The organism is Bradyrhizobium sp. (assembly GCF_049512235.1).
Taxonomy (GTDB): domain Bacteria; phylum Pseudomonadota; class Alphaproteobacteria; order Rhizobiales; family Xanthobacteraceae; genus Bradyrhizobium.
On the sequence record NZ_JBEKXH010000090.1, the window covers coordinates 1 to 18,241 of the forward strand.

The 18,241-nt window shown below is 63.1% G+C and carries 14 protein-coding genes and 1 pseudogene; 4 read left to right on the forward strand and 11 right to left on the reverse strand.

The features are described 5' to 3' along the window. Positions 1 to 273, forward strand: a pseudogene (locus ABSG20_RS11065) (ParB/RepB/Spo0J family partition protein); the annotation flags it as partial. 429 nt (positions 274 to 702) lie between these two features. Here ABSG20_RS11065 and holA read toward each other — a convergent pair. From holA to ABSG20_RS11085, 4 genes are all read right to left on the reverse strand, one after another. Further along, the gene (gene holA / locus ABSG20_RS11070; protein ID WP_423864544.1) at positions 703 to 1,731 is read right to left on the reverse strand and encodes a DNA polymerase III subunit delta; all 1,029 of its coding nucleotides are present in this window, start codon (positions 1,729 to 1,731) and stop codon (positions 703 to 705) included. A 100-nt stretch (positions 1,732 to 1,831) separates the two neighbouring features. Continuing rightward, positions 1,832 to 2,383, reverse strand: a complete 552-nt coding sequence (lptE, locus tag ABSG20_RS11075; RefSeq protein WP_423864545.1) for an LPS assembly lipoprotein LptE — start codon at positions 2,381 to 2,383, stop codon at positions 1,832 to 1,834. Beyond that, positions 2,370 to 4,994 (reverse strand): leucine--tRNA ligase, encoded by a 2,625-nt coding sequence (gene leuS, locus ABSG20_RS11080; protein WP_423864546.1) that lies wholly within the window; start codon positions 4,992 to 4,994, stop codon positions 2,370 to 2,372. Before leuS ends, lptE begins: the two co-directional genes overlap by 14 nt. 109 nt (positions 4,995 to 5,103) lie before the next feature. Continuing rightward, positions 5,104 to 6,795 (reverse strand): diguanylate cyclase domain-containing protein, encoded by a 1,692-nt coding sequence (locus ABSG20_RS11085; protein ID WP_423864547.1) that lies wholly within the window; start codon positions 6,793 to 6,795, stop codon positions 5,104 to 5,106. A gap of 102 nt (positions 6,796 to 6,897) precedes the next feature. On the opposite strand from ABSG20_RS11085, the gene ABSG20_RS11090 reads away from it, so the two are divergent. Further along, positions 6,898 to 7,581: a YggS family pyridoxal phosphate-dependent enzyme gene (locus tag ABSG20_RS11090; protein ID WP_423864548.1), complete on the forward strand. Its 684-nt coding sequence runs from the start codon at positions 6,898 to 6,900 to the stop codon at positions 7,579 to 7,581. A 173-nt stretch (positions 7,582 to 7,754) separates the two neighbouring features. Here ABSG20_RS11090 and ABSG20_RS11095 read toward each other — a convergent pair whose 3' ends face one another. Next, a complete protein-coding gene (locus tag ABSG20_RS11095) occupies positions 7,755 to 8,324 on the reverse strand; it encodes a L,D-transpeptidase family protein (protein WP_423864549.1) in 570 nt (189 codons plus the stop codon). 234 nt (positions 8,325 to 8,558) lie between these two features. Between ABSG20_RS11095 and ABSG20_RS11100 the strand changes: the two genes are divergently transcribed. Together ABSG20_RS11100 and ABSG20_RS11105 are read left to right on the forward strand one after the other, a co-directional pair. Then, positions 8,559 to 9,245, forward strand: a complete 687-nt coding sequence (locus ABSG20_RS11100; RefSeq protein ID WP_079606640.1) for a response regulator transcription factor — start codon at positions 8,559 to 8,561, stop codon at positions 9,243 to 9,245. A 63-nt stretch (positions 9,246 to 9,308) separates the two neighbouring features. Then, the gene (locus ABSG20_RS11105; protein ID WP_423864550.1) at positions 9,309 to 9,755 is read left to right on the forward strand and encodes a cyclic nucleotide-binding domain-containing protein; all 447 of its coding nucleotides are present in this window, start codon (positions 9,309 to 9,311) and stop codon (positions 9,753 to 9,755) included. Here the strand turns inward: ABSG20_RS11105 and ABSG20_RS11110 are convergent, their stop codons facing one another. From ABSG20_RS11110 to ABSG20_RS11135, 6 genes are all read right to left on the reverse strand, one after another. Then, on the reverse strand, positions 9,756 to 10,571 hold the full coding sequence (locus ABSG20_RS11110) for an exodeoxyribonuclease III (protein WP_423864551.1): 816 nt from the start codon (positions 10,569 to 10,571) through the stop codon (positions 9,756 to 9,758). 171 nt (positions 10,572 to 10,742) lie between these two features. Next, positions 10,743 to 11,555, reverse strand: a complete 813-nt coding sequence (locus ABSG20_RS11115) for an outer membrane lipoprotein carrier protein LolA (protein WP_423864552.1) — start codon at positions 11,553 to 11,555, stop codon at positions 10,743 to 10,745. 122 nt (positions 11,556 to 11,677) lie between these two features. Beyond that, positions 11,678 to 14,131, reverse strand: coding sequence for a DNA translocase FtsK (locus ABSG20_RS11120; protein WP_423864553.1), 2,454 nt, complete (start codon positions 14,129 to 14,131; stop codon positions 11,678 to 11,680). 13 nt (positions 14,132 to 14,144) lie between these two features. Continuing rightward, positions 14,145 to 15,359, reverse strand: coding sequence for an aminotransferase class I/II-fold pyridoxal phosphate-dependent enzyme (locus ABSG20_RS11125; RefSeq protein ID WP_423864554.1), 1,215 nt, complete (start codon positions 15,357 to 15,359; stop codon positions 14,145 to 14,147). A gap of 453 nt (positions 15,360 to 15,812) precedes the next feature. Further along, a complete protein-coding gene (locus ABSG20_RS11130) occupies positions 15,813 to 17,258 on the reverse strand; it encodes an ammonium transporter (protein ID WP_423864555.1) in 1,446 nt (481 codons plus the stop codon). 39 nt (positions 17,259 to 17,297) lie between these two features. After that, entirely contained in the window at positions 17,298 to 17,636 is a 339-nt protein-coding gene (locus tag ABSG20_RS11135) for a P-II family nitrogen regulator (RefSeq protein ID WP_423864556.1), read from the reverse strand. Positions 17,637 to 18,241 lie beyond the last annotated feature (605 nt).

The following is an 18,241-nucleotide window of genomic DNA, read 5'->3' on the forward strand; positions in this document are numbered from 1 at the left end:
GCCAGCGCCAAACGTATCGTCGAGGAAGGCCTCAACGTGCGCCAGGCCGAGGCGCTGGCGCATGTCGAGGGCGTGCCGGTTCGCAAGTCCCAGAAGCCGCGCGGCGGCAAGTTCAAGGATCCCGATACGGCGGCGCTGGAAAAGCGGATCTCTGACGCGCTCGGCCTGGCCGTCAACATCGATCATCGCGATCCCGGCGGCACCGTGCAGATCCGCTACCGCGAGCTCGAACAGCTCGACGAGATCGTACGCAGGCTGCACAAGGGTAGTTGACATCGCCGAGGCGAGTTTTCTTGTCATCCCGATGACGGGGTCCACGCCGGCCAGGCCGGCGATGATGACGTTACGAACCCAATGACTGTTGAATCACTTCAGCTACTACATCATCGTGGGAGCCGCGCGCTCGCGCGCGTCGCCAAGCCTGATCCCCAGGATTTTCCACCGTCATTGCGAGGAGCCCTTGCGACGAAGCAATCCATCGCCGGCGTACGCGGCTGTGGATTGCTTCGCTCGCCGGACGGCGCCTTGCGCCGAGCCGGTGGCTCGCAATGACGGCGGCATTTTCGGCAGTCTCTAATTCCCGCCACTCGCGATTCTTGCGCAAATCTCCTGGTTTCAACCGCAAATTCTGATGGTTACGGGCAGCGGGTGGGGAGCCAATTCGCCAGGCGCGCGAGCGAGAGGGGACGTGCTTTCCGCGGCTCACCCCCGCCGCTTCGCATTCACCGCGATCGACAACAGCGCACGCTGCGCGATCGCGCTGGCGAGTGGCGCCTGCTTGCGCATCTCCAGCGCGGCCGCGGCGAGCTGCTCGATGACCGCCAACAATCGCGCGGCATTGAAATTGCGCAGCGCGGTTTCGACATTGCCTTTCCGCGAAAAATGCAAGCGCGGAAATCCGCTGTCGAGCAAAGTCGACACCGGCGTTCCCTCGGCGACCGCGAGCGCCGATTTGTGCAGCCAAGCCGCCTGACGCTGCGCGGCGGAGATAATCATTCCGGGATAGGTGCCGGCGATCACGGCCTTGGCAAATTCCGTCTCGACCAGTTCGGGCTTTCCGGCGAACGCGCCGTCCACGATCGGATCGATCTTCAGCTCTGAAGCATCCGAGACCACCGCCATCACATCGTCGAGCGTGACTTCGGCCTCGCCGTGGGCGTAAAGCGCGAGCTTGCGCAGCTCGTTGCGCGAGGCCTGGCGATCGCCGCCGAGCAGGGCCGTCAGCGCCGCGCGGGCGTCCGGCGCGATGCGCAAATTCGAGACCCGCAGCTCGTCGTCGATCACACGGGCCAGATCGCGCTCGCCGTCGGGATAGCAGCCGATCGCGACCGCCGTCCTGGCTCGCTCGCAGGCCTTGCGCAGCGGCGATTCCGGCCTGAGCTCGCCGGCCTCGATCACGATGCGGCAATCCTGCAGCGGCGATTCCGCCAGCGTGTCGACGCCCGAGGCAAAACTGCGCGAACCGGCGCGGACCCGGATGGCGCGGCGGCCGCCGAACAGCGGTATGGTCATGGCTTCATCGACCAGCCGCGACGGCTCGGCGGCAAGCTCGTCGCCATCGAGCCGGACCACGGAAAACGGATCGCTGGGATCGTCGACCGCGGACGCCATCAGCGCATCGGCGCGCTCGCGGACCAGGCCGGCATCGGGACCGTAGAGCAGGATGATCGGGCGGCCCGGATCGGGCCGGGCCAGAAAGGCGTCGATTTCTCTTCCGCGCAGCGCGACCACGAGCAGGACTAGCTGTCGTCATTCCGGGGCGCGCGCCAGCGCGAACCCAGAATCAGATTGCCGATTTGCGCAAACGCGTGCCCCGGAATGACCTTTGTCATCACGTTCCAGCGACGAAGAACGACGCCAGCCGGGTCTGGATGTTCTCGGCGATTTCCGCGGCGGCGCGATCCTCGGCGTCGTGGAAGGCACGGTTACGGGCGAAGCGCTGGTAGCTGCCGGGCAGGTCATAGGACACGCGCGAGAAGGTGGTGCCGGTCATGACCGATTTGTTGGTAGCAATCTCGATCAGATTATATTGCGCATCGATGCCGACATCCTCGCTCGTCGGCAGTCCGGTGGTGATGCTGGTGAGCAGGGAGGAACGCGACGTCGTGAACCGCAGCACCAGCCGATGGGTCGGCGGCATGCCGGTGGCGGTGCCGTAGAGTTTGAAGGCCAGCGCATTGCGGATTTCGACCCCCATCCGCGCTTCCTGCGAAGCGTTCGGCTTGTCGATCGGCGGAATCTCCACCCCCATCAGCTTTTCGCGCAGGCCGGGCGTGCCATCGGTATGTTCGGCATACATCGGCTGAAAGCAGCCGGCGGTCAGAACCGCGAGGACGAACACGGCGAGCCACCGGGCGGCGATGCGGGTGTTAGCCAACGACATTCACGATCCTCATGGGAACTATAATCACCTTACGGACGGCGTTACCGCCCAGCGCCTGTTTTACCGCATCGAGGGCCAAAACGGCAGCCTCAATTTCAGATTTCTGGGCATTGCGGGCCACCGCGACCTCGCCCCGTTTCTTGCCGTTGACCTGGACCACCAGCGACACCGTGTCTTCAACCAGCAAATCGCGTTCGATTTGGGGCCAATCGGCCTCCGAAACCAGGCCGGATTGTCCCAGCACCTGCCAGCACTCCTCGGCCAGATGCGGCATCATGGGCGCGAACAGCTGCACCAGCATGACCACGGCCTCCCAGACCGCCCATTGCAGGTCTGGCGACGGCTTTTCCTCGCGCGCCAGCACCTCAGCCACCGCATTGGCAAATTCCCGGATATAGGCGAGGCAGACGTTGAAATGCAGCCTCTCGATGCCGGTCGAGACCTTGTCGAGCGCCCCATGCGCCGCCTTGCGCAGCGCCAGCGCCTCGGGACCGAACACGGCCGGCCGCGCGCCGCGTGCCGTGCCGGCCATTTCGGCGGATAGGTTGACCAGCCGCCACAGCCGCTGCACGAAGCGCGAGGCGCCCTGCACCCGCTCGTCGCTCCAGATCACATCGCGATCCGGCGGCGAATCCGACAGCATGAACCAGCGCGCGACGTCGGCGCCATAACTTGCAATGATGTCGTCGGGATCGACGGTATTGCGCTTCGACTTCGACATCTTCTCGATTGCGCCGATCGTTACCTCTTCGCCGGTATCGATCAGGCTCGCGCGACGGCCGTTGGCGCCGACCTCGATCCTGACCTCGGCCGGCGTGACGTAAGTGCCGTCAGCCTTTTGGTAGGTCTCGTGCACCACCATGCCCTGCGTGAACATGCCGGCGAACGGTTCATCCATGCCGATATGGCCGGTCACTTTCATCGCGCGAGTGAAGAAGCGGCTGTACAACAGATGCAGGATTGCGTGCTCGACGCCACCAATATACTGGTCGACTGGCAGCATCCGGTTCGCAACCGCTGGTGTGGTCGGCGCGTTGTCGTTCCACGGGTCAGTAAACCGCGCGAAGTACCACGACGAGTCGACAAACGTATCCATGGTGTCGGTTTCGCGCGTGGCGTTGCCGCCGCATTTCGGGCAAGTGACGTGCTTCCAGGTCGGGTGATGATCGAGTGCGTTACCCGGTCTGTCGAAGGTCACATCCTCCGGCAGCACCACCGGCAGGTCCTGGTCGGGCACCGGCACGACATTGCATTTCGGGCAGTGGATCACCGGAATCGGGCAGCCCCAATAGCGCTGGCGCGAGATGCCCCAGTCGCGCAGCCGGAAATTCACCTGGCGCTGGCCGACCGGCGCGTCGCCGCGCAGCTCCCGCTCCAGCCGTTTTGCGACCTCTTCCTTGGCTTGCGCGATCGTCATGCCGTCGAGGAAGCGCGAATTGATCATGCGGCCGTCGCCGTCATAGGCGGTGTCGGTGATGACGAAGGTCTTGGGGTCCTGGCCCTCGGGGCACACCACCGGCGTATTGCCGAGACGATATTTATTTGCAAACTCGAGGTCGCGCTGGTCGTGCGCGGGGCAGCCGAAGATCGCGCCTGTGCCGTATTCCATCAAAACGAAATTGGCGACATAGACCGGCAGCTTCCAGGAGGGATCGAACGGATGGATCGCCTTGATGCCGGTATCGTATCCCAGTTTCTCGGCGGTATCGATGATTTCCTGCGCGGTGCCATGACGCTTGGCGTCCGCGATGAACTCGGCGAGTTTTGGATGCTTCGAAGCCGCCGCCTGCGCCAGCGGATGGTCCGCCGCGATCGCCATGAACTTGGCGCCGAACAGCGTGTCATGCCGGGTGGTAAAAACCTTCAGCTCGGTCTCGCCCGCAGGTGTGGTGGCGGGATCGAGCGCAAAGCGCACCAAAAGCCCTTCGGAGCGGCCGATCCAGTTGCGCTGCATCAGCCGCACCTTGTCGGGCCAGCGATCCAGCGTGTCCAGTGCGTCCAGTAGTTCCTGCGCATATCGGGTGATCTTGAACACCCACTGGCTCATCTCGCGCTGTTCGACCAGCGCGCCGGAACGCCAGCCGCGGCCGTCGATCACCTGCTCGTTGGCGAGCACGGTCATATCGACGGGGTCCCAGTTGAGCTTGCGCTGTTCACGCTCGGCGAGCCCGGCGCGCAGAAAATCGTTGAACAGCTTCTGCTGATGCTTGTAATAGCTGGGATCGCAGGTCGCGAATTCGCGTGCCCAGTCCAGTGAAAGTCCCATGGTCCGGAGCTGCTTCTTCATGGCGGCGATGTTGTCGTAGGTCCAGGCCTTCGGCGCGACCTTGCGTTCGATCGCTGCATTTTCGGCGGGCAGCCCGAACGCGTCCCAACCCATAGGATGCAGCACGTTAAAGCCCTTGGCGCGCATGAAGCGCGCCAGCACGTCGCCCATGGTGTAGTTGCGGACGTGGCCCATATGGACGCGCCCCGACGGATAGGGGAACATCTCGAGCACGTAATATTTCGGCCTGGCGTCGTCGTTTTTGGCGGCGAAGATCGCCTTTTCATCCCACTGGCGCTGCCAGCGCGGCTCGGCTTCACGTGCGTTGTAGCGATCGGAGGTCATGGAATCTTGAGGGCTTTTTGCGGGATTCGGGCCGTTAAAGGACGGCGGACTAGGCCACAAAAGACCGCGACGGGTCAACGCCTCGGCCATCAAAATGGGTGCCGCCGCCTCACCCCGCCAGCGCGATACCGCCTTCGGTCGCTCGCACCAATCCGTGCTCCACCACCGCATTTCGGCCGCGATGTTTGGCGGCATAAAGCGCGGCGTCGGCGGCCTCGATCAGGTCGCCCGGCCGCTGGTCGTCGTTCGGTCTGGTGGTGGCGACCCCGATGCTGATGGTGACGATCCGATGGCTGGACGTGGCGTGGGGCATGGCGAGGCTCTCGACCGCCGCGCGCAGCCGCTCACCGATTTCCAGCGCCCGCGCCGGGTTTGCGTTCGGCAGCAACAGACAAAATTCCTCGCCGCCATAGCGCCCGGCAAAACCCATGCTCTCGGCGGCAATGGCGGCCAGCGTTTCGCCGAGCCTGGAGAGGCAGGCATCGCCCTCGGGATGGCCATAGGTGTCGTTGAACAGCTTGAAATGATCGACGTCGATCATCAGGAGCGACAGTTCGTTGCCGTATTGCTGGGCCTTCATCCATTCGAAGTCGAGCCGGCTCTGGAATCCGCGTCGGTTGGCGAGGCCAGTCAGCACGTCGATCGAAGCCATCACGGTCAGCCGGTCGTTGCTGGCGAGGAGTTCGCGCTCGCGCTGGCCAAGCTGCGCCGCCATGGCGTTGAAAGCGCGGGCCAATGGTAGAAATTCAGCCGGCAGCGCCTTGCGCGCCACGCGCGCCGACCAGTCGCCCTGGCCAAAGCGTTTTGCCATCGCGGCCATTACCCTGATCGGCTTGATTACGATCTTCTCCGCGGCGACCAACGCGCCGAGCAGCACGAACAGGCAGACGAACGCCAGTTGCAGATAGGCGGTGTGAATCTCGCGATCGGCACTGGCGGCAAACCTTGCTTCGTCGACGCTGATGATCAGGCGCGATCCGGTCCCGGGAATGCGGGTGAAGTTCACCGCGCGTCGTGAGCCATCGGCGTCGATGAACGAAACCGATCCCTGCGCGCCGTCCGAGCCATCTTCCTGGTCGGCAATGGCCGCCAGCAGCGGCGGGTTCTCCAGCGTACGGCCGATCATGCCGGCCTGATCCCACGGCGCGGCGAGAACCGTCGCCTCGCTGTCGATCAGTACGGCTGACACGCCGGGTCGGCCGCCGAGATCGTCCATCATCTTCGACATCCAGTCGAGATTGATCCCGGCGACGATGACGGCCTCCTCGCGGGCGGCGATCGCAGATACCGGATAGGCCGCAGTCATGATCGGCTCGCGCACGCCCCGGCCGAACAGATAATCGCTGAAGACGAAACCGTTGCTTTCCAGCGCCTTCTTGAAGTAGCCGCGGTCGCCGAGATCGACGCCGACCAGGCTCGATAATGTAGAGCACTCGACCCTGCCGTCGCCGGCGACAAACGACAGGCTTTTGATCCAGGGCAGATCGACCTGCAGGCTTGCGCGCAGCATATCGCAGCTGCGGCCGATGCCGCCCCCCGAAGCTCTGATATAAGCCGCCGATTTTATCATCGTCTCGACCGAAGAGATGATTTCCCGCTGGGCCTGTGCGCTGTGCTGTGTGATGTGGGCAAATTCGACGGACGCGGCCGCGATCTCCTTGCGGCGGGTGTCCTCGAGCGAACGGACGCGTTCCAGCATCAGCGGAGCCACCACGATCAGCGCCAGCAAAGCAAGCCGGGCGCGGATGCCCCGAAGCTGCAAGAGTTTCACTCTCTTGCGATTGAAACTGGCGCGCAACATATGTGTCCCCGACCCATATTCACGCTAAAGAGAAGAGCTCAAGAAGCCGTTCTCGAACTAGGTAAAAATCAAATTACTGCGTAGATTTACCCAAGGGATGAAATGACTCCGCAAAATCCGTCGCCGATATCAGCGCCTTTCGGGCTTGCCAGTGTGGAGCAGGAGATCGCGCGCGCCTGCAAGGAAGCGCGCCGGGATCGTGCTGAAGTCGCCCTGATCGCGGTATCGAAGACTTTCGATGCCGGGGCTATTTCGCCCGTGATCGCGGCTGGACAGCGCATATTCGGGGAAAATCGCGTTCAGGAAGCCAAAGCGAAGTGGCCGGCGTTGATGTCGGCCCACCCCGGTATCGCGCTGCATCTGATCGGGCCGCTGCAATCCAACAAGGCGCGCGAAGCCGTGGCGCTGTTCGGCGCCATCCATTCGGTCGACCGTCCGAGCATTTGCGAAGCATTAGCCAAGGAGATCGCCGTTCAAAAGCGAAATCCCCAATTATTCGTGCAGCTCAATACCGGCGAGGAGCCGCAGAAGGCCGGCGTCGCGCCCGATGAAGCCGACGCCTTCATAGCGAGCTGCCGCGAGAAATATGGTTTACCGATTTCCGGCCTGATGTGCATTCCCCCCGTCAACGACGCGCCGGCGCCGCATTTCGCGCTGACCGCAAAGATCGCCGCGCGCAACCGGCTTGCCAACCTGTCGATGGGCATGAGCGCCGACTTCGCCATCGCGATCCGGTTCGGCGCCACCCATATCCGGGTCGGCACCGCGATTTTCGGGACGCGGTAGAGGCCACGACGTCGTCGTCCGGCCAAGCGAAAGCTGTGCTCCGGCGCGCCAATGATCGTGCAGGGTCTGCGCCGCGGCCGTGATCTGATCTTTGTTGAGCATGCCCGGTCTCCTGTCGCGCCATTCGCTTGCCTCCTCTGCATCGCCACAACGGCGAAGACCCGAGGCTGCTCTCATCCGATCACGATCCTGGTCCGCGGTCCCAGCCGGCGCAGCAATCGCAGCATGGCCGATTTCGTCATCGAAACGCAGCCGGCAGTCGGCCCAAAATGGTCGCGCGCCAGATGCAGGAAGACGGCGCTGCCGCGGCCGGCGATGCGCGGGATGCAATTGTGATCGATCTCGACAATGAAATCGTAGAGGCGGTCGTCGCGCGTCAGCCGGTCACCGCCGCGCGAGCGATCAAGCCGAACCGGCTGGTTATAATGACGGCTTGCCGGATCTTCGCACCAAGCGTCTTGCGGGGAGATGGCGCGAGCCGGCAACGAAGTCCGCGGTCGCGGGTAGCGGTCGGCGCGCCACCACAATTGCCTCGGCCGGAAGGTGCCTTTTGGGGTCCCGCCATCGCCCTCGCGCTTGTTGGCCCTGATGCCGCCGCGGCCCAGCGCGATCGGCACACTTTGTCCGCCCGCGGTCAGCCAACCCCGGCTCGGATTGCCGGCGGCGCGGCGAATCCTCACCAACGCAAACGGCCGGTCCGCCGCAGTCCCTTCATAAGATATTGAAATACCTTGCAGTTCCATATGATGCGCCAACCCCGGGATGGCCAGGCCGCCGCCAAAGGCTCTATTTGAGCCATTACAGGACATTCATCTGAATGCCCGGCAATTCTGGGTTAGACTGGTTCCCGGCTTGTGAATGTGCAACAGTTCCCTACCTCAAGCCTGATCGTGACCTGACGAAACCGGACTTTACCACCAGAGGCAAGGTTGAAGGCGATTCTGCCTGCACCGTTAGCCCCAAGAGGAATTGTACCTATGGCCAATGCCCGCAAGATCCTGATCGTGGATGACGATACCGATCTGCGCGATACGCTGGTGGAGCAATTATCGCTGCACGATGAGTTCGAGGCCTCCGCCGTGGATACCGGCGCCAAGGGGGCCAGCGCCGCCAAGACCAATGCCCCCGACCTCGTGCTGATGGATGTTGGCTTGCCGGATACCGACGGCCGCGAAGTCGTTCGCTCGTTGCGCAAGGGCGGCTTCAAGGCTCCGATCATCATGCTGACCGGACACGATACCGATTCGGACACCATTCTGGGGCTGGAATCCGGCGCCAATGACTACGTGGCAAAACCGTTCCGCTTCGCGGTACTGCTGGCGCGGATCCGGGCGCAGCTGCGCCAGCATGAAGCCAGCGAGGACGCGGTTTTTTCCGTCGGTCCTTACAGTTTTCGGCCCGGTTCCAAGATGCTGACCGGGGCCAACGCGCGGAAAGTACGCCTGACCGAAAAGGAAACCGCGATCCTTCGATTTCTGTACCGCGCGGGCCAGCTGCCGGTGTCGCGCGAGACGCTGCTGCAGGAAGTATGGGGTTACAATTCGGGCGTCACCACCCATACCCTGGAAACTCACATTTATCGGTTGCGTCAGAAGATTGAGAAAGACGCGGCCAACCCCGAAATACTGGTGACGGAAGCCGGCGGCTACAAGCTGGTGCCATGATACGGTTGCAGCGCCGATCGTCACTTAGTCGCTTCGTCCACGCTTCCGATCATCCGGTCCGGCATGTCGATCGAAGATGATATTGCCCTGCTGGCGCACGTCCCGATACTGCAGTTGTTGGGGACAGCATCGCTTCGCATGCTGGCAATCGGCTCCGAGCAGCGCAATCTCGCGCGCGGCGACTTTTTGTTCCACGCCGGCGACGCTGCCGATGCGGGATTTATCGTTCAGCGCGGCAGGTTCCGGGTCGAGGACGGCGGGAGCGCCGAAATAATCGCGGGACCGGGCGCGTTGATCGGGGAACTTGCTTTGATCGTCGCGATGCGGCGGCCGTCCAGCGCGGTCGCATTGGAGCCTTCCGCGGTGATTCGCATCGCGCGCAGCCTGTTTCAGCGCGTGCTGGAAAGCGATCCCGACGCGGCGAACCGGCTCCGCGAGGAATTCGCCACCCGCACCAGCCAGATCGCCGGCGATCTCCTGATTGCAGGCGCCAAACTCAGCATTCTCTGATCATATTTCCAGCGTTACCGTCACCGGAACGTGGTCGGACGGCCGTTCCCAGCCGCGCGCATCCCGGGTGATCCGGAAATCGCTGACACATTCATGGAGCGCGCGGGAAATCCAGATATGATCAAGACGGCGGCCGCGATCGGCCAGCGTCCAGTCGGCGGCGCGGTAGCTCCACCAAGTATAGACCTTTTCCGACAACGGAACGCGCTGCCGCGCCACATCGATCCAGTCGCCACGCGCCTGCGCCGCCAGCAGCTTCTCGCATTCGATCGGGGTATGCGACACTACCTTCAGCAATTGCTTGTGCGACCACACGTCGTTTTCATGAGGCGCGACATTGAGATCGCCGACCAGGACATGGCGGTCATCGCCGCGCGGATGTAACGGTTCGCAGGCTTTCATTTCGTCGAGGAATCGGAGCTTGTGTTCGAATTTCGGATTGAGCGCGGGATCGGGAATGTCGCCGCCGGCCGGAACATAGAAATTATGCAGCACCAGCGGCTTCGACAGCTGCGCCTTGTCGCCGAACTCGACCGAGATATGCCGCGAATCGATCTTGTCGCAGAAGACGCGAATACCCGTGCGCTCGAACGGCAGTTTCGAGATCACCGCGACGCCGTGGTAACCTTTCTGCCCGTTCAACGCCGCGTACGCATAACCGAGGCGCCGGAAACGCTTCAGCGGAAATGCATCGTCGATGCATTTGGTTTCCTGCAGGCACAGCACATCCGGCCGCACCGATTTGAGGAACTTGGCGACCAGGTCGATGCGCAGGCGCACCGAATTGATGTTCCATGTCGTCAGGGCAAGGCGCATCGGGCTGATGTATCAGGGCAAGGACGTAAATGACACGCTTCGTCCTGCAGGAAGCGGCCACCTGGCCGCGCTTTCAAGGATGAGCCTGTATGCGGCCATCTTCAAGACGGGGGCGAAACGCGCGGGCCTCGGGATGAGGAAAGCAAAATCAGCTCTGGCGGATAAGGGTCTTCAGCCCGGCGGCCTTCCGTAGTTGGTGAAGTCGATCTTGAACAGGCCGGGATCGAGTTTCCTGGAGGAATCCAGATTGTAGACTGCGACCGTGGTGTCGTAGCCTTGCGGATCGGTCACCGTCCATTGTTTGAGCTGCCCGTCCTTGGCACCGACCATCAGCATCAGGCGGCTGGTGCCGATCAAAGCCTGCTTTTCCTCGATGGTGACGCTGATGAAGAGGTCATCGGCCGTCACGCTGACAACATTGGTGTCTTTCAACAGATCGATGCGGTCCGACAGCAGATAGCGCAGCGGCGTCTGCGACAGCGGATAGATGTCCTGGGTCGCAAGCACGCGGTCGCGTACCGCCAGTGTCGATCCGTCGGCGATAAGGTCGATCGGACTTGGCGGATCATATTCGAAACGCACCTTGCCGGGTTTCTGGATGTAGAAATCGCCCTTGGTCTTGGTGCCGTCGGGTCCGACCTGGACAAAATTTCCGACCAGCGTCTGCAGCGACGAAAGATACGAACTCACCTTGGCGGCTTGCGCCTTCTGGTTCGCATCGAAGGTTGCAAAGATATTGGCCGGAACATTGCGGTGCGGATCGGGAATCACCGGATCCGGCGCCGATGCCGGATTGGCCGCGGTGGTGATTGGGCCCTTCTGCGGGTCTGACGCGCTCATCTGGAGGCTGTCGCGGGCTTTCGGCGCGCGTTTCGGCAGCGGTACGGTCTGGGCGGAACAAGGCATCGCCATGCCGACGACGGACGCGGCGATCAGCAAGGCCAATGCGGTGCGCATGCCGCGGGCCGCGAAATGTTCGGCCATTCGATAGTTCGGATTTCTGTTCAATGCGTGGTTCCGCCAAGCCTCAGGCCATTTTAGCGTGGTTTCGTTGGAAACAGGTATGGTTTTTCCGTGATGATAGCGTGTCCCATCCGCCCGCCGCATCAGAAGCGGTTCTCTTCTTCCTCTTCGACCAGAATCTCGCGCTTTCCGGAGTGATTGGCCTGTCCGACGATGCCCTCGAGTTCCATGCGTTCCATCAGCGACGCAGCGCGGTTATATCCGATCTGCAGCCGCCGCTGGATGTAGCTGGTCGAGGCCTTGCGGTCGCGCTTGACGATCGCTACCGCCTGCGAGAACAAATCGCCGCCGCCCTCGCCGCTGCCCATGCCGGTCTGGTCGAATACCGCGCCATCTTCGTCGACGGGCTCCTCCGCGGTGACCGCTTCGAGGTATTCGGGCGCGCCTTGCGACTTGAGATGGCGCACCACCTTTTCGACCTCTTCGTCCGAGACGAAGGGGCCGTGCACACGGCTGATGCGGCCGCCGCCGGCCATGTAGAGCATGTCGCCCTGTCCGAGCAATTGCTCGGCGCCCATTTCGCCGAGGATGGTGCGGCTGTCGATTTTAGAGGTGACCTGAAAGGAGATACGGGTCGGGAAGTTCGCCTTGATGGTGCCGGTGATGACGTCCACCGACGGCCGTTGCGTCGCCAGCACGACGTGCAGGCCGGCGGCGCGCGCCATTTGCGCCAGCCGCTGCACCGCGCCTTCGATATCCTTGCCGGCGACCATCATCAGGTCGGCCATCTCGTCGACGATGATGACGATAAAGGGCAGCGGATCCAGATCGAGCTTCTCGTCTTCATAGATCGCCTTGCCGGTTTCCTTGTCGAAGCCGGTATGCACCGTCCGCGTCAAGTCCTCGCCTTTGGATTTTGCTTCCAAAAGGCGCGCATTATAGCCTTCGATATTGCGCACGCCGAGCTTGGACATCTTCTTGTAGCGCTGTTCCATCTCGCGCACCGCCCACTTCAGCGCCACCACGGCCTTCTTGGGATCGGTCACGACCGGGGTCAGCAGATGCGGAATGCCATCATAGACCGAGAGCTCGAGCATCTTCGGATCGACCATGATCAGGCGGCACTGATCCGGGCGCAGCCGGTACAACAGGCTGAGGATCATGGTGTTGATGGCGACCGATTTGCCGGAGCCGGTGGTGCCGGCGATCAGAAGATGCGGCATTCGCGCCAGATCGACGATGATGGATTCGCCACCGATATTCTTGCCGAGACAAAGCGGCAGCTTTGCCACCGTTTCGATGTAGTCCTTGACCGCCAGCAATTCGCGCAGGTAAACCTTCTCGCGATGCGGGTTCGGCAATTCGATGCCGATGGCGTTGCGGCCGGGCACCACCGCGACGCGCGCCGAAAGCGCGCTCATCGAACGCGCGATGTCATCGGCGAGCCCGATGACGCGCGATGATTTGATTCCGGGCGCGGGCTCCAGTTCGTACAGCGTCACCACCGGACCGGGATGGGCCTTGACGATTTCGCCGCGGACGCCGAAATCGCCAAGCACGCCTTCCAGCGCCCGCGAATTGGTCTCGAGTTCCGACTTGCTCAGCGGCTGTCGATCCGACGCCTTTGGCGCGGTAAGCACGGAAATCGGAGGCAATTCGAACTTGGCAGATGGTTTGCGCGCTGGCGCGCGGGCCGGTTTCTTGCGCGGCGGCCGCGGGCTCGCGGCAATTTCGTCCTGGTCGTCGCCTTCGTCGTCGACCGCGAAATCTTCTTCGGGCGAAGCTGCCGCGGACAACGCCGCGCGGTCGCCAAGATTTGGCTCCAGGCGTTCAAACGAAGACTTGGCTGAGGCCGGTGCGCTGGCGACCATTGCGCCATAGGCCAGGGTCAATAACCGCCACAGCCGCGCTTTCGCGCTCATCACGGCGTGAAAGGCCCATCCCAGCGAGACCGAGCCGCCGTCATCATCTTCCGCCAATGCCGCATCGTCCTCGATCGGCGAGATGTCCTCCTGCTGCGGGCGTGAGCCCATGCCGCTGGCGAACAGGAATGTCGCAGTCACAGCAGCGCCGAAGATGGTCCCGAGCGCGAGGCGATAGACCAGCCCGGGCGGACCGAACGCCACGGCGGGGGCGTGCAGCAGGGCGTCGCCGACCACGCCGCCGAGCCCGGTCGGCAGCGGCCACGCCCCGCCATGCGGCCAGCAGCTGGCAAATCCGGCCGAGACCACGGTGCAAAGCAGCCAGCACCCGATCCGCAGCGCTTCACGGTCGAACGGGCGATGGTTCACCATGCGCCAGCCCCACACCGCGACCGGCAGGATCAGCATGATCGAGCCGAGACCGAGGATCTGCATCAACAGATCGGCGCCGATCGAGCCGGGATAGCCGACGATATTGCGGATCGCGCGCGAGGTCGCGTGGCTCAGGCTGGGATCCTGCACCGACCACGTCATCAGCGCCGCCGCCGCCACCCCTGACAATGCGATCAGGCCCAGTCCCGCGAGTTCGCGCAGCCGCCGCGCCAGCGCCTCGCGGATCGATGCCGGCAGCTGGCTGACCAGGGGTAGGACGCGTTCGATCGCTGGCATGCTCATGGGGGCCCTGCGATTAACCCAGAATTTCGACCAGCCGGTGCAACGCCTCGGCGGTTGTCTCGCTGTCGGCCACCAGCGCCAGCCTGATATAGCCGGCGCCGGGATTAAAGCCGTCGGGCTGCTGCCGCGCGAGGTAGCTTCCGGGCACCACGCGCACGCCGCCATCGCGATAGAGTTTCACCGTCGCCGCTTCGTCGCCGCCCCGCGCCGACACATCGAGCCAGACGCAGAAGCCGCCGTCGGGCCGGCGATAGCCGTAGCGGCCCGTGAGAATCTGGTCGGCCAGATCGAACTTCAGGCGGTAGAGGCGGCGGTTCTCTTCGACATGGATCTCGTCATGATAGGCCGCGATCGCGACATGCTGCAGCGGCACCGGCACTTGCGGCGCGGCGACGTTGCGCAGTTCGTGAAACAGGCCGAGAAATTTGCGGTCGCCGGCGGCAAAGCCGACCCGCATGCCCGGCAGATTGGAGCGCTTCGACAGCGATTGAAAGGCGACGACGTTGGCAAAATCGGGCCCGGCGCATTCCAGCATGCTGCCCGGTGCCACCTCCGTATAGATTTCAGAATAGCATTCGTCGCTGAAGATCATGAAGCCGAAACGGTCGGCCAGTTGCTTCAGGCGGCGGAAATAATCCTTGGAGGCGACGGCGCCTTGCGGGTTGGCCGGCGAGGCGATGTAGATCGCGACCGTTCGCGCCAGCGTGGCCTCATCGATGGCATCGAGGTCAGGAAGAAAACCGTTGGCCAGGGTGGTCGGCAGATAGATCGTCTCGCAGTTGGCGGCGCGCGCGCCGGCGCCATAGGCCGGATAAAACGGATTGGGCAGCAGGATCGCTGGATTACCCCGGCGCTCCCCGACATGGCGCGCGGCGGCAATCGCCGCGAAAAACAGTCCCTCGCGGCTGCCGTTCAGCACCAGAATTTCGCTTTCGGGATCGATCGGCCGCGGCAGCTCGAAACGGCTGGACAGCCAGTCCGCCGCCGCCCGCCGGAAGGGCTCGATCCCCCTGGCGATGGGATAGCGGCCGAAATCGGCGATGTGATTGGCGAGTACCGGGCCGACAAAGCCGGGCAGGGGATGCTGCGGTTCGCCAAGGGATAACGTAATCAAGGGCTTACCCGGCTGGTACGGCGCCAAAAGCTCGGTCAGCCGCGCGAATGGCGAGCGCTCGCTTTCGGCGGCGCCGGCGCCCTTCGGCACGCGGGATGAAGCGGTCATGGCCATACTTTAAAGCGCCAGCACTGGTTGCGGCGGCCGATCGCAGGTGAGACCGGCCGGAAGCGGATCAGACCACCATAGATATGGCAAGGTAAAGACGCGATTAACCATCGGCGGAACTGGACACCTTACGAGGTGTTAACAGATGGTCAGCGGGTATCACTTTTGGCAGGCCAGGATGGCGACCAAGGTCACGCGCAAAGCGCAGGATGGGTAGAATAGAGTGACCAGATCAGACGCATGTCCGAACTGGTTACGAAACCCATCGCAGCGGCGGAATTGGTGGGTTTCGCGAAGAGCTCAACCCACCCTACGACATCGACTTATTACGGTTCGCATCAAAAGAAAGGGGCTCCAACTTGCGCTGGAGCCCCTCGACGGTCGGGGCATTGCCGGGTATGTGCCCAAACCGTAGTTCTGGGCGCGGTCCCCCTTGAGGCGATCGCGCCCCGGGAGAACTCACATATTGTAGGCGCGCTCGGTGTGCTCGGTGATGTCGAGGCCTTCGCGTTCGGTCTCGACATTGGCACGCAGGCCGACGATGACATCGACGACCTTGTAGAGGATCGCCGAACCGATGCCCGACCACACCAGCGTGGTGCAGACGCCCCAGGTTTGCGACGTCATCTGCGCGGCGAAGTCATACTCGGCGATCTTGCCGGTGGTGTAGTCCATGATGCCCGAGCCGCCGAGCGCCGGATTGACCAGGATGCCGGTGCCGAGCGCGCCGACGATGCCGCCGATGCAGTGGACGCCGAACACGTCGAGCGAGTCGTCATAGCCGAGCGCGTTCTTCACCACGGTGACCATGAACAGGCAGACCACGCCGACCACCAGACCGAGCACGATCGCCCCCATCGGACCGGCGTAGCCGGCCGCGGGCGTGACCGCGACCAGTCCCGCCACCGCGCCCGAGATGGCGCCGAGCACCGAGGGGTGGCCCTTGACGATCCATTCCGCGAACATCCACGACAGCGCCGCCGCCGCGGTCGCGACGAAGGAGTTGGTCATGGCGAGCGCCGCGCCGCCATTGGCTTCGAGGTTGGACCCGGCGTTGAAACCGAACCAGCCGACCCAGAGCAGCGAGGCGCCGATCATCGACATGGTCAGCGAGTGCGGCGCCATCAGGTCCTTGCCGTAACCGACCCGCTTGCCGATCAGGAGCGCACCGACCAGACCGGCGATGCCGGCGTTGATATGCACCACGGTGCCGCCGGCGAAGTCGATCGCGCCCTTCTTGAACACCCAGCCGGCGTCGGCATTGACTTCAGCCAGCTTGGCTTCGGCGGCGGCCTTCGCGGCCGCGTCGGATCCCGCCGCAGCAATCGCCTTGACCGCATCCGAGATCGCGTCCGGCCCGGCCCAGTACCAGACCATGTGCGCGATCGGGAAATAGATCAGCGTCGCCCACAGCGGGATGAACAGCGCAACCGCCGAGAACTTCATGCGTTCGGCGAAGGCGCCGACGATGAGGGCCGGGGTAATGGCCGCGAAGGTCATCTGGAAGCAGACGTAGACGAGCTCGGTGATATTGGCGTCGACGCTGAAGGTCGCCGCCTTGGAGTCCGGCGTCACGCCCATCAGGAAGGCTTTCGAGAAGCCGCCGATGAAGTCGGAGCCGCCGGTGAAGGCGAGACTGTAGCCGTAGAGCGCCCACAGGATGGTGACGATGCAGACGGTGTAAAACACCTGCATCAGGACCGACAGCATGTTCTTGGAACGGACGAGGCCGCCGTAGAACAAGGCAAGACCCGGGATCGTCATCAACAGCACCAGCACGGTCGATGTCAGCATCCAGGCATTATCGCCCTTGTTGACAGTTGGCTCCGCGCAGGCCGCGGTCGCTGCGAACAGGCCGACTGCGAAGGCCGCCAATCCTGCGCGGTAGGGACGTTTGAACGTCATTTTATGTTTCTCCTGATTGAATCTGGGTTGAGCGCGAAATCAAAGGGCCGCAGCGTCTGCCTCTCCGGTGCGGATACGAACCGCGTGGTCGAGGTTGATGACGAAGATCTTGCCGTCGCCGATCTGTCCGGTTTTGGCCGCGGAGGTTATGGCGTCGATGGTCTTGTCGACCTGGTCCGAGCCGACCGCGACCTCAATTTTGATCTTGGGCAAAAAACTCACCGCATATTCGGCACCACGATAAATTTCCGTATGGCCCTTCTGGCGACCATATCCCTTGACTTCCGTCACCGTGAGACCATGAACGCCAATGGCGGTCAGGGCGTCACGGACTTCTTCGAGCTTGAATGGCTTTATGATCGCCATAACGATTTTCATGGGTCCTATCCCCGCTTGGCCCGATCCAGACTCGACCGGACGTATCGACTGAGGTTCACCACGCGGAGAAGTTCACTACGCGGGCACAGCCACGAGCCTTAGAATCAAATGCCGTGCCAGATCGGCCGCGCACCCTAACGGGCTATGAACGCGCGCCTTTTCGTGCTTCTGGCTGACCGGTCCGACCCGTGCTATTCGGCCGCGCCTAAATTCTGGCCATGGGCGCCTAAAACGCTGGCATGACAGAGTCCGGACATAATCTTGCTCACAAGGCGAGCAGCAAAAAGGTATCCCGATAGCGCGAGTGATGCCATTGTTAGGTGAGCGATTTTGAAGCGAGATGCGGTCGTAATCTCCCCTCCCCACCACGCGCATCGCGCGTGGTGGGGAGGGGTCGGGGGTCGGGGGTGGCGCGGCGTTCACTGAAGCAGCGGTTCCGGCTGATAGACCCCCCACCCCCGACCCCTCCCCACCGCTTCGCGGGGGGAGGGGAGAAGATAACTGCCCCCCTGAGCTGACTTGCTGCGGCGGCCTGTGGTGCCCTTGCTGCGCGCTGCGGCCGCAGCTTTCAGAGTGCGTCGCTGTCGGTCTCGCCGGTCCGGATC